An 11924-nucleotide genomic window follows, 5' to 3' on the forward strand; every position below is an offset into this window, starting at 1 on the left:
ATGCGCAGGAACCAGGTTGCCGTCGTCGGTGCGGCCGAAACCACCGAACTCGGGGTCATCCCGAACATGTCGCAGATCCAGCTGCACGCGGACGCGGCGCTGAATGCAATCGCGGACGCCGGCTTGAAACTCTCCGACATCGACGGCTTCGCCACCGCGGTCGAGACCCCGCAGCAGATGGCGCACTATCTCGGCATCACCCCGACCTGGGTCGACGGCACCTCGGTCGGCGGCTGCTCGTTCATGCTGCATGTCCGCCACGCCGCTGCCGCGATCGAGGCCGGCCTCTGCAAGACCGTGCTGATCACCCATGCCGAGAGCGGCAAGTCGATGATCGGCAAGCAGCCGCGCTTCACCGCACCCGACAGCCTCAACGGCCAGTTCGAGTCGCCGTTCGGCGTCTACGGGCCGCCGAGCATGTTCCCGATTCCGGTGCTGCGCTTCATGAAGACGCACGGCATCACGCATGAGCAGCTCGCGATGGTCGCCGTCGTGCAGCGCGAATGGGCGGCGAAGAACCCGCGCGCGACCATGAAGGATCCGATCACGGTCGCCGACGTCCTGAACTCGCGGATGATCGCCTATCCGTTCCGGCTGCTGCAATGCTGCCTCGTCACCGACGGCGGCGGCGCGCTGATCCTCACCTCGGCCGATCGCGCCAAGGATTTCCCGCAAAAGCCGGTCTACATTCTCGGCACCGGCGAGAGCGTGGAGACGCCGATGGTCAGCCAGATGAAGACCTTTGACTCATCGCGCGCCTTCAGGGTGGCGGGCCCGTTGGCGTTCAAGGAGGCCGGCATCGCCCACAAGGACGTCGATCATCTGATGATCTACGACGCCTTCGCGCATCTGCCGCTCTACGGCCTCGGCGACCTCGGCTTCATGCCACATGAGGAAACCGGCAAGTTCATCGCCGACGGCAACACCCGCCCCGGCGGCAAGCTGCCGCTCAACACCAATGGCGGCGGGCTGAGCTACATGCACTCCGGCATGTACGGCATGTACGCGCTGCAGGAGAGCGTGCGACAGATGCGCGGCATCGCGCCGGCGCAGGTGCCGAATGCGAAGATCTCGGTCTGCCACGGCGTCGGTGGCATGTTCGCCGCGTCAGGCACCATCATCTTTACGAACGAGAAGTAACGCCCGTCGTTCCGGGGCGCGCGAAGCGCGAACCCGGAACCTCGAGATTCCGGGTTCGATGCTGGCGCATCGCCCCGGAATGACGGACAGCAAACCAGGAGAACCCACATGGCAAAATCACTGCAGGATAAGGTCATCATCGTCACCGGCGCGGGCCGCGGCATCGGCCGCGAGATCGCGCTGCTCTGCGCCGCGGAAGGCGCCAAGGTCGTGGTCAACGATCCCGGCGGCGCCGCCGACGGTGGCGGCTCGAATGCTGCGCCCGCTGAGGAAGTGGTCGAGGAGATCAAGAAGCGCGGCGGCACTGCCGTTGCCAATTTCGAGTCGGTGGCGGAAGCGATCCCGGCCAGCAAGATCGTGAAGACCGCGACCGATCATTTCGGCCGGCTCGACGGCGTCGTCAACAATGCCGGCATCCTGCGCGACATGATCTTCCACAAGATGAGCGTGGAAGCCTTCGAGGCCGTCATCAAGGTGCATCTGATGGGCTCGTTCTATGTCAGCCACGCTGCGGCGCGCATCTACCGCGAGCAGGAATCAGGCTCGTTCGTGCACTTCACCTCGACTTCCGGCCTGATCGGCAATTACGGCCAGGCCAACTACGCCGCCGCCAAGCTCGGCATCGTCGGCCTGTCGAAATCGATCGCGCTCGACATGGGCCGCTTCAACGTCCGCTCGAACTGCGTGTCGCCGTTCGCCTGGACCCGGATGATCGGCACCATCCCGACCGAGACCGACGCCGAGAAGGCCCGCGTCGAGAAGATCAAGCAGATGGGCCCGGAAAAGATCGCGCCGGTCTGCGCCTATCTGCTCTCGGACGCCGCCAAGGACGTCACCGGACAGATCTTCGGCGTGCGCATGAACGAGATCTTCCTGTTCGGCCAGCATCGTCCGGTGCGCTCGGTGCATCGCGGCGAAGGCTGGACGCCCGAGACCATTGCGGAACACGGCATGCCGGCGCTGAAGGGATCGTTCGCCAAGCTCGACCGCTCGGCCGACGTCTTCACCTGGGATCCGATCTGAACTGATCCGATCTCAATTTGGGATCCGATCTGACAGTTTTATGAAAAAGTCGCCTCGGCGAAACCGCCGGGGCGACACACTCTTTGGTTGTTTCTTCATAACGCGCCCGCATTGTGCCCGAATTGCCGGCGCATGATCGCCCTCCCGATAACAAAAAACCTGGGAGGACTTTCGTGACAAATCCAAACAACACAGAGCAACACGAGAGCGACGGCGCGAAGGCGTTCGACCGTCGAACCATCTTGCGCGGCGCAACCGCGCTTGCTGCAACCGCGATGGCTGCATCCGATGCTGCAGCGCGCGACTTCGGCCGCAATGCGGAGCCGCAGCGTTATCCTGACCCCGACATCGTCGTGATCGACGACAAGCGCTTCAAGGCCAAGGTCGGCAACACCGCGATCAAGCGGCTGTACACCGGCTGCCTCTGGGCTGAAGGTCCAGCCTGGAACGCGCAGGGCCAGTATCTGGTGTGGAGCGACATCCCGGCCAACCGGCAGTTGCGCTACCTCGACGATGACGGCCACATCTCTGAGCAGTTCCACAAGCCGTCGAACGAGGCAAACGGCTCGACCTTCGATTTCGAGGGCCGACAGATCACGGCCGAGCGCACGCGGCTGGTGCGTTACGAGCACGACGGAACCGTCACCTCATTGGCCGAGCAAGCCAATGGCAAGCAGCTCAACGGGCCGAACGACATGGTCGTGCATCCCAACGACAAGTCGATCTGGTTCACCGATCCCGGATACGGCGCGATCTCGATCTATGAGGGCCAGCGCGCCAACACCGGCTCGAACCAGCCCTACCAGAAGGAGGCCGTCTACCGCATCGATGCTGCCACCGGACAGATCACGAAGGTTGCCGACGAACCGTTCAAGCCGAACGGCATCGCCTTCAGCCACGACTACAAGAAGGTCTATGTCTGCGACACCGGCATCACGCACTATCCGAACGCGAAGAACATCGTCTGGCAGTACGACCTCAACGGTGACAAGCTCTCCAACCCGCGCACGCTGATCGACATGACGCTCGACGGCAAGTCAGGCTTCCCCGACGGCATGCGTGTCGACATCGACGGCAACATCTGGGTCGGCGCCGGCTGGGTCGGCCCGGGCTATGACGGCGTGCAGGTGTTCGCGCCCGACGGTGTGCGCATAGGCCAGATCCTGCTGCCGGAGACTTGCGCCAACCTCACCTTCGGCGGCAAGAAGCGCAACCGCCTGTTCATGACCGCAAGCCAGTCGCTCTACGCGGTCTATGTCGAGACCAGAGGCGCACACAACTGTTGATCTAACCGTCGTCCCGGCCTAGTGCGCGATTGCGCACGGGGCCGGGACTACGACCGCGGTGGATTGTCGAAGAAAGCTGGGGCCCAAACCGTTCACGGCACGACCAGTCGTGGTTATGGATCCCGGCCCCGTGCGCAATCGCGCACTAGGCCGGGACGACAGCGTGGCTAGCCGCTGTTCCTCAACCCCGCCGAGATCCCGTTGATCGTGATCTGAATCCCGCGCAGCACCTGCTCGTCGGGGTTCTGCGCGCCGCGGTGCTCCTTCAACAGCTCCACCTGCACGTGGTTGAGCGGATCCATGTACGGGAAGCGGTTGCGGATGCCGCGTTCCAGCAGCGGGTTGCCCTGCAGCAGCCGGTCGTGACCCATGATGTCGAGCAGCGTCTCGATCGAAAGATGCCACTCGCGGCGGATCTGGCCAAAGATCTTCTCGCGCAGCGCAACATCAGGCACCAGCTCGGCATAGCGCGAGGCGATCGCGATCGAGCTCTTCGCCAGCACCATGTCCATGTTGGAGAGCAGCGTGCGGAAGAACGGCCATTCCTTGTAGAGCTCCTGCAGGAACGGCATGCCCTGCTCCGGGTGCTCGGCAATCCAGGTCTCGACCGCGCTGCCGAAGCCGTACCAGCCCGGCAGCATCAGCCGGCATTGCGCCCAGGAGAACACCCACGGAATCGCACGCAGGTCCTCGATCTCGCGGGTCTTCTTACGCGAGGCCGGACGGCTGCCGATGTTCAAGGTCGCGATCTCGTTGATGACGGTCGAACCCCAGAAATAGTCGGCGAAGCCTTCGGTCTCGTAGACGAGACCGCGATAGGCCTTGAACGCAAGCGCGGAAATCTCCTCCATCGCCTTGAGATATTCGGGGCGCGGCGCGCTCTGCCGCGGCTGCAGCAGGCTGGTTTCCAGCGTGGCCGCGGCGAGGATTTCCAGGTTGCTGCGGCCGACCTCGGCATTGGAATATTTCGAGGAGATGATCTCGCCCTGCTCGGTGATGCGGATCTGGCCGTTCACTGCGCCGCCGGGCTGCGCGATGATCGCGTCATAGCTCGGGCCGCCGCCGCGGCCGACCGAGCCGCCGCGGCCATGGAACAGGCGCAGCCGCACGCCGTGGCGCTCAAACACCTCGACGAGGCCGATCTCGGCCTTGTAGAGTTCCCAGCCGGAAGTGACGAAGCCGCCGTCCTTGTTGCTGTCGGAATAGCCGAGCATCACCTCCTGCACGCTGCCGAGACTGTCGACCAGCTTGCGATAGTCGTGCAGCACCAGCATGCGGTCCATGATGCCGCTGGAGGCCTGCAGATCCTCGATGGTCTCGAACAGCGGCACGATGTTGATGGCGCTGCGGCCGGACGGATTGACCAGCCCGACCTCCTTCAGCAGCACCGCGACCTCGAGCATGTCGGACATGCCCTTGCACATCGAGATGATGCATTGAGGGATCACTTCGGGGCCGAACCTGGCGTGGGCCTCGGCCGCGGCGCGGAACACGGCGAGCTCGCTCTGGGTCTCCTCGGAATATTTGACGAAGGGCGAAGCCAGCGGCCGCGCGTTGCGCAATTCGCCGAGCAGCAGGCTGACGCGCGCATCCTCGCCGAGCGCCAGATACGACGTGCCGGGATTTGCAGTGTCGAGCAGCTCGGCGACAGTACGCTCATGCACCGCCGAATTCTGGCGGACGTCGAGCCGCGCCAGATGGAATCCGAAGCAATCCACCGCCCGCCGCAACTGCCGCAGCCGGCCGCGCGCGATCACCCCGGAATTGTTCGCGATCAGCGAGCGATTGAGCACGTCGAGATCGGCCTGGAATTCCATGACGCTCGCATAGGGCTCGGCCTTGCCCACCGGCGGCCGCGTGGTTTCGACCTCGAGCCGCATGGCAGTCGCTGCGAGCCGCGCATAGATCCCGGATACCGCCAGACGATACGGCTCGCCGCTGCGATGCGGCGAGGTGTCCGGCGAACGCTCGGCCAGGATGCGCAATTCGTCCGAGACGTCGGCGAGGTGCGCCGCAAGCGACAGCTCGGCGCCGAGCGTATGCAACTGTTCGAGATAGAAGCTGAGCACCCGGCTCGACTGCAGCCGCAGCGTGCCGCGCATCACCTCCGCGGTGACGAACGGATTGCCGTCGCGGTCGCCGCCGATCCAGCTGCCCATTCGGAGGAACGAGGCGAGCTCGCCCGCCTCGCCGCCCTCCTTGTTCAGCCGGTCCTCCAGCGCGCAGTGCACGCGCGGGACCTCCTGCAAGAAGGTGTAATCGTAGAACGACAGGCCGTTGGCGACCTCGTCGAGCACGGTCAGCTTGGTCCGGCGCAGCAGGTTGGTCTGCCACAACGTCACGACCGCGCGGCGCAGCTGCTCGTCGCTGGCTTCGCTCTCCTCCGGCGTCATCTGCAGCCGCTCGCGGCGGTCGAGCAGGTCCGCGATCTCCATCTCGCGGTCCATCGTGCTCTTGCGGCGGACCTCGGTCGGATGCGCGGTCAGGACCGGGCTGACCAGCGCATTCTTGAAGAAGCTGCGCAGATCGGCCGGGCTGATGCCGGCCTGGCGGGCATGCACCAGCGTCTGCTCCAGCGTGCTCGGGCGGGGCGCCCCGCCGGGGCCGCGGCTGCGCATCTGGCGGATATTGTTCTGGTCCTCGGCAATGTTGGCGAGGTGGGAGAAATAGCTGAAGGCGCGGACGATCCGCAGCGTCTCGTCGATCGACATGCCGTCGAGGATGCCTTCCAGCTCCCGCCGCGCCAGCTTGTCCTCGTCGCGGTGGAACCGGACCGAGGTCTGGCGGATGCGCTCGACCAGGTCGAACACGCCGGCCCCCTCCTGGTCGCGGACGGTGTCGCCGAGCACGCGCCCCAGCAGCCGGATGTCGTTCCGGAGCCGTGCATCCTCCTCCTGTGCCGCCTTCTCTGCGGCACTCCTGGCACCGTTGTCGGTGTCGGAAGGCATGGTCTGGGGTGACATGGCGGGCTACTCCAGAGGCTGCCGGGTTCCTCCGGAGTGTGCGCTTTTTTTGCCGCAGCGCAAGATGAACTTGGAAGCGCTGCACACACACCCATGTCGTCCCGGCGAAGGCTGGGACAACGGTTGCTTGGTGCCCCTAGATCCGCCGCCCCGCCCGATCCCAATACGGATCGCGCAGCCGGCGCTTGAAGATTTTTCCGGAATCCTCCCGCGGCAAATTGGTCTGGATCTCGATATGCTTGGGCACCTTGTAGTCGGCGAGCGCGGTCTTGAGCTGGGCGCGGACCGAGGCGATCTCGAGCGTCACGCCCGGCTGCGGCTCGACCACCGCCATCAGCGCCTCGCCGAACTCGGCGTCGGGAATGCCGAACACCGCGCAGTCGTGCACACCGGGCACCGCATGCAGCACGGCCTCGATCTCGGCCGGATAGATGTTGACGCCGCCCGAGATCACCATGTCGCGCTTGCGGTCGCAGATGAAGACGTAGCCATCCGCGTCGATATAGCCGACGTCGCCCGAGGTGATGAATCCCTGCCGGTCGATCTCGGCGCGCTTCTCCGACTTGTTGTGATAGGTGAAATCGGGATTGCCGGCGATCCGCGAATAGATCTCGCCGATCTGTCCCTGCGGCACCTCCTTGCCGTCGTCGCCGATGAAGCGAAGCTCGGCGCCGGGCGAGATCTTTCCGACCGTACCGGGCTTCTTCAGCGCGTCCTCGGAATTGGCGAACGTCACCGCACCTGACTCGGTCGATCCGTAGAATTCGTAGATCACCGGTCCCCACCATTCGATCATGGCGCGCTTGACGTCGGGCGGACACGGCGCGGCGGCATGGATGATGTGGCGGAGCGACGACATGTCGTACTTCCGGCGCACCTCCTCGGGCAGCTTCATCAGGCGGATGAACATCGTCGGCACCATGAAGATGGTGTCGATCTTCTCGCGCTCGATCAGCTGCAGAAATTCCTCCGCGTCGAAGCGCGGCATCAGCACCAGCGCGCCGCCGAGCCTGCCCGAACGCAGCCCGAAGGAATTCGGCGCCGAATGGTAGAGCGGTCCCGGCAGGATCGCGCGCGCGCCCGGCTTCAGACCGTAGATCATCCCGCGCATCGCTTCCGCATTGGCGGTCTGTTCCGGCGTCGGCGCGAAACGGCGCACCCCCTTCGGATGGCCCGTTGTGCCAGAGGTGTAGATCATGTTCTGCGGCTGCGGCACCACAGGGCCATCATAGCGCGGGAACTGCGCCAGCCAGGATTCGAAATCGATCGCGAAGTCGGGTGTCGCGAGATGATCGGGATTGATCTTGTAGTTGGCGAGGATTTCCGGCGGCGTCGGCACGCTGAGCACGGTGACGTCATCCGGGATCGCGCCGCGCAACGGATGCAGCATGTCGGCATGGCCGATCAGGACGCGCGTGCCGGAATCCGTCAGCACGTAGTTGATCTCCTCCGGCTTGAAATGCCAGTTGACCGGAACGCCATAGGCGCCGAGCCGCATCGCTGCGTAGGCAGCCTCGATGAAGGCGATGTCGTTGCGCATCAGCATGCAGACGCTGTCGCCCGGCTTGACGCCGAGCTTGTTCAGGCCGCTCGCGATGCGCTCGGTGCGCTCGGCGACCGCAGCGTGCTCGCGCCGGCGACCGCCGCTGACGATACCGAGAAAGGGTTGGGACGTTTCCATTTGTCGCTGTCCGATCTGTCGTCGGGTTAAGTCGTCATTCCGGGGCGATGCGCAGCATCGACCCCGGAATCTCGAGATGCTAGGACTGGTCCTTCGGACCATCTCGGGATGACGCGGCGGTCGCTACCTAACATCCGCAAACCTTGGCGCGCGTTTCTCCAGATTGGCGCGCACGGATTCGGTCTGGTTCGGACTGCCGAGCAACTTCTGCTGCTCGACCGACTCCGCGAGCAGCGCGGCCGCCGGATCGACCGACAGATTGTTCAGCATCCGCTTCGCGGCACGGATCGCATCCGGGCTCTTGCCGGCGATCTCGCGCGCGACCTCGAGCGCGGCGGCGCGCGGATCGTCACAGACGCGGGTGGCGAGGCCGTAGCTCTGTGCTTCCTGCGCCGAGAAGATCCGGCCGGTATAGGTGAGCTCGCGCAGAATATCGTCGCGCACGAGGCTTGCGAGGATCGGCGTTCCCGCCATGTCGGGGACGAGGCCCCATTTGATCTCCATGATCGACATCCGCGCGTCCTGCGAGAGGAAGCGCATGTCGGCGCCGAGCGCGAGCTGGAAGCCGCCGCCGAACGCGACGCCGTGGACCGCGGCGATCACCGGCACCGGAAGCTGGCGCCAGCCCCAGACCGCCTGCTGCGCGAAATTGGCCTTGCCATGGGTGCGGATGGTGAGATCGCGGCTCTCGCCGCCCGGCACCCCGTTACCGCCATCCTTCATGGCGGCGAACCGCCCCATGTCGAGGCCGGCGCAAAAGGCCCGTCCCTCGCCGGACAGTACGACGACCCGAACGCCCTTTTCCTTGGAAAGCCGGTCGGTTGCAGCGACCAATGCCTCGAACATCGCGGCATCGAGCGCGTTCATCTTGTCCGTCCGCACCAGGCGGACATCGGCGATACCGTCTGAAATCGATATCGAAACGCGATCTTCCATCATTCCCTCCGCTTTGTCCTTGAGTTGGCGCTTTACACAAAGGCCGTTGTCCGCTTTTAGTCAATCGACCAATTAACTGACAACCCCCGTGGAGGAAACGATGTTCTCTGACCAGCTTCTTGCCGGGCGGCGCATACTGGTAACCGGTGGTGGCACCGGCCTTGGCAAGGCCATGGCCACGCGGTTCCTGCAGCTCGGAGCCGAGGTGCATATCTGCGGCCGCCGCAAGAGCGTCTGCGACGAGACCGCCACCGAATTGATGGCCGAGCATGGCGGACGCGTGGTTAGCCACGGCGTCGATATCCGCAATGCGATGGCGGTCGACGAGATGATCGAGTCGATCTGGACCACCAGCGGTCCCCTCACCGATCTCATCAACAACGCCGCCGGCAATTTCATCTCGCGCTCGGAAGAACTCTCCGCGCGAGGGTTCGATGCAGTGGCCAATATCGTGATGCACGGCACCTTCTATGTGACGCATGCGGTGGGCCGGCGCTGGATCGCCGGCGGAAATCGCGGAAACGTGGTGTCGATCACCGTGACCTGGGTGCGCAACGGCTCGCCCTATGTGGTGCCGTCGGCGATGAGCAAGTCGGCAATCCATGCCATGACGATGTCGCTCGCGATCGAATGGGGCCGCCATGGCATCCGCCTCAACACCATCGCGCCGGGCGAAATCCCGACCGAGGGCATGAGCAAGCGCATCAAGCCCGGCGACGAGGCCGGCGCGCAGACCAAGGCGATGAACCCGATGGGCCGGGTCGGCACCATGGAGGAGCTGCAGAACCTCGCGGTGTTCCTGATCTCCGGCGGCTGCGATTGGATCAACGGCGAGACCATCGCCATGGACGGCGCGCAGGCGCTGGCGATGGGCGGCAATTTCTACCAGCTCCGCGACTGGAGCGACGACGACTGGACCAAGGCACGCGACTCGATCAAGGCCCAGAACGAGAAGGATCGCGCGGCGCGAGGTTGAAGCTCGCGCGCCAACTCCTCTGCCGTCGTCCCGGTGCAGGCCGGGACCCATAGCCACCGCATTGCGACGTTCGCGTCCGCTGTGGCCCCAGCGTCGCGCCACACCAACATTTGTGGCAATGGGTCCCGGCCCCGTGCGCAATTGCGCACTAGGCCGGGACGACGATGTTGAAACGTCGCGGCCACCTCCCCCGTATTGTTTTTCCCGCGCGATGCCGCCACACTCCGCGCAACCAAAACAAGACGTCCCGGGGGAAACATGTCCGACGCGCCGAAACTGAGCAACCTTGCCGACATGGTGCGCGACCGCGCTAAAGGTCGCGGCGATGCGCTGGCCTATGAGTTCGAGGGCCGGCAAACCAGCTTCGCCGAATTCGACACGAACACCAACCGCGTCGCCAACGCGCTGATCGCGATGGGCATCAAGAAAGGCGAGCGGATCGCCTATCTCGGCAAGAACAGCGACTTCTATTTCGAATTGTTGATGGGGGCGATGAAGGCAGGCGTGGTGATGGCGCCGGTGAACTGGCGCCTCGCAGGCCCCGAGGTCGCCTTCATCGTAGACGACTGCAAGGCGCCCGCCCTGTTCGTCGGCCCCGAATTCATCACGCAAGCGCGCAACATCAGGGACAAGCTGCCGAGCGTCCGCACCGTCATCACGACCGAGGGCGGCGCGCCGGAATGGCCCGACTATCTCGCCTGGCGCAACGCGCAGAGCGGCGACGACCCGCGCGTTGCGATCGAGCCCAAGGACATCGCGATCCAGCTCTACACCTCGGGCACCACGGGCAAGCCGAAGGGCGCGATGCTGTCGCACGCCAACTTCCTCAACCTCGTGCAGAGCGGCAATGAGGCCGAGAAGCCGGAATGGAACCGGTGGACCACCGACGACGTCTCGCTGGTCGCGATGCCGATCTTCCACATCGGCGGCTCCGGCTGGGGCGTGATGGGGCTCTATCACGGCGCCCGCGGCGTGATCGCCCGCGAGTTCGACCCGACCAAGGTGCTCGACTTCTTCGAGCAGTCCGGCATCACCAAGCTGTTCATGGTGCCGGCGGCGATGCAGTTCGTGGTGCGGCAGCCCCGCGCGCGGCAGGTCGACTTTTCCCGTTTGAAGTACATGCTTTATGGCGCCTCACCGATCCCGGCGGCGCTGCTGAAGGAATGCATCGAGGTCTTCAAATGCGGCTTCGTGCAGATGTACGGCATGACCGAGACCACCGGCACCATCGTCGCGCTGCCGCCGGAGGATCACATCGAGGGGCTCGACCGCATGCGCTCCGCCGGCAAGGCGCTGCCCGGCATCGAGCTTGCGATCCTCGATCCGGACGGCAAGCCGCTGCCGCCGGGCGAGGTCGGCGAGATCGCCACCCGTTCCGGCTCCAACATGGCCGGCTACTGGAATCTGCCCGAGGCCACCGCGCGCACCATCGATAGCGACGGCTGGCTGCGCACCGGCGATGCCGGCTACATGGACAGTGACGGCTATCTCTACATCCACGACCGCATCAAGGACATGATCATCTCCGGCGGCGAGAACATCTATCCGGCCGAAGTCGAAAGTGCGCTGTGCGATCACCCCGATGTGGCGGAAGCCGCCGTGATCGGCATTCCTGACGACAAATGGGGCGAGGCGGTGAAGGCGGTGGTGGTGATGAAGCCTGGCAAGAGCGCGACGGCGACCGACATCATCAACTTCACCCGCGAGCGGATCGCGGGATTCAAGACGCCCAAATCGGTCGACTTCATCCCGGCGCTGCCGCGCAATCCGTCGGGCAAGATTTTGCGACGAAATTTGCGCGATCCGTACTGGGTGGGGAAGGACCGGCAGGTGAACTAGCTGTGGAATCTCAGGAGGTCGTCCATCGGAAGGCCGAGGCGGCTGATGGGTGGTTTGGCTTGCAGACTACCGTGCGGACG

At 64.8% G+C, this 11924-nt stretch carries 8 protein-coding genes; 5 read left to right on the plus strand and 3 right to left on the minus strand.

Annotated elements, in window-relative coordinates; all coding sequences use genetic code 11:
• The 3 genes from BraRD5C2_RS20955 (at window position 1) to BraRD5C2_RS20965 (ending at window position 3449) form a co-directional block, all read left to right on the plus strand.
• A complete protein-coding gene (locus tag BraRD5C2_RS20955; RefSeq protein WP_223970974.1) occupies window positions 1-1140 on the plus strand; it encodes a thiolase C-terminal domain-containing protein in 1140 nt (379 codons plus the stop codon).
• Window positions 1141-1248: 108 nt separating this feature from the next.
• The gene (locus BraRD5C2_RS20960) at window positions 1249-2163 is read left to right on the plus strand and encodes an SDR family oxidoreductase (RefSeq protein ID WP_223970976.1); all 915 of its coding nucleotides are present in this window, start codon (window positions 1249-1251) and stop codon (window positions 2161-2163) included.
• A gap of 173 nt (window positions 2164-2336) precedes the next feature.
• On the plus strand, window positions 2337-3449 hold the full coding sequence (locus BraRD5C2_RS20965) for an SMP-30/gluconolactonase/LRE family protein (protein ID WP_223970978.1): 1113 nt from the start codon (window positions 2337-2339) through the stop codon (window positions 3447-3449).
• Between the two features lie 167 nt (window positions 3450-3616).
• Here the strand turns inward: BraRD5C2_RS20965 and ppc are convergent, their stop codons facing one another.
• The 3 genes from ppc to BraRD5C2_RS20980 all read right to left on the minus strand — a co-directional run bounded on the left by ppc (window position 3617) and on the right by BraRD5C2_RS20980 (window position 9029).
• The gene (ppc, locus tag BraRD5C2_RS20970) at window positions 3617-6412 is read right to left on the minus strand and encodes a phosphoenolpyruvate carboxylase (protein WP_223970980.1); all 2796 of its coding nucleotides are present in this window, start codon (window positions 6410-6412) and stop codon (window positions 3617-3619) included.
• 136 nt (window positions 6413-6548) lie between these two features.
• The gene (locus BraRD5C2_RS20975; protein ID WP_223970983.1) at window positions 6549-8093 is read right to left on the minus strand and encodes an acyl-CoA synthetase; all 1545 of its coding nucleotides are present in this window, start codon (window positions 8091-8093) and stop codon (window positions 6549-6551) included.
• A gap of 123 nt (window positions 8094-8216) precedes the next feature.
• Complete coding sequence (locus tag BraRD5C2_RS20980; RefSeq protein ID WP_223970986.1) at window positions 8217-9029, minus strand: crotonase/enoyl-CoA hydratase family protein; 813 nt, start codon at window positions 9027-9029, stop codon at window positions 8217-8219.
• Between the two features lie 100 nt (window positions 9030-9129).
• Between BraRD5C2_RS20980 and BraRD5C2_RS20985 the strand changes: the two genes are divergently transcribed.
• Both BraRD5C2_RS20985 and BraRD5C2_RS20990 read left to right on the plus strand, forming a co-directional pair.
• Window positions 9130-10005, plus strand: coding sequence for an SDR family oxidoreductase (locus BraRD5C2_RS20985; protein WP_223970989.1), 876 nt, complete (start codon window positions 9130-9132; stop codon window positions 10003-10005).
• 258 nt (window positions 10006-10263) lie between these two features.
• A complete protein-coding gene (locus BraRD5C2_RS20990) occupies window positions 10264-11844 on the plus strand; it encodes a fatty acid--CoA ligase (protein WP_223970992.1) in 1581 nt (526 codons plus the stop codon).
• Window positions 11845-11924: the final 80 nt, after the last annotated feature.

Origin of the sequence: Bradyrhizobium sp. RD5-C2 (genome assembly GCF_019972155.1) — a bacterium.
GTDB lineage: Bacteria > Pseudomonadota > Alphaproteobacteria > Rhizobiales > Xanthobacteraceae > Bradyrhizobium.

Coding starts and splice junctions, on each gene's coding strand:
- BraRD5C2_RS20955 (WP_223970974.1), top strand. CDS start 1: ATGCGCAGGAACCAGGTTGCCGTCGTCGGTGCGGCCGAAACCACCGAA.
- BraRD5C2_RS20960 (WP_223970976.1), top strand. CDS start 1,249: ATGGCAAAATCACTGCAGGATAAGGTCATCATCGTCACCGGCGCGGGC.
- ppc (WP_223970980.1), bottom strand. CDS start 6,412: ATGTCACCCCAGACCATGCCTTCCGACACCGACAACGGTGCCAGGAGT.
- BraRD5C2_RS20975 (WP_223970983.1), bottom strand. CDS start 8,093: ATGGAAACGTCCCAACCCTTTCTCGGTATCGTCAGCGGCGGTCGCCGG.
- BraRD5C2_RS20980 (WP_223970986.1), bottom strand. CDS start 9,029: ATGGAAGATCGCGTTTCGATATCGATTTCAGACGGTATCGCCGATGTC.
- BraRD5C2_RS20985 (WP_223970989.1), top strand. CDS start 9,130: ATGTTCTCTGACCAGCTTCTTGCCGGGCGGCGCATACTGGTAACCGGT.
- BraRD5C2_RS20990 (WP_223970992.1), top strand. CDS start 10,264: ATGTCCGACGCGCCGAAACTGAGCAACCTTGCCGACATGGTGCGCGAC.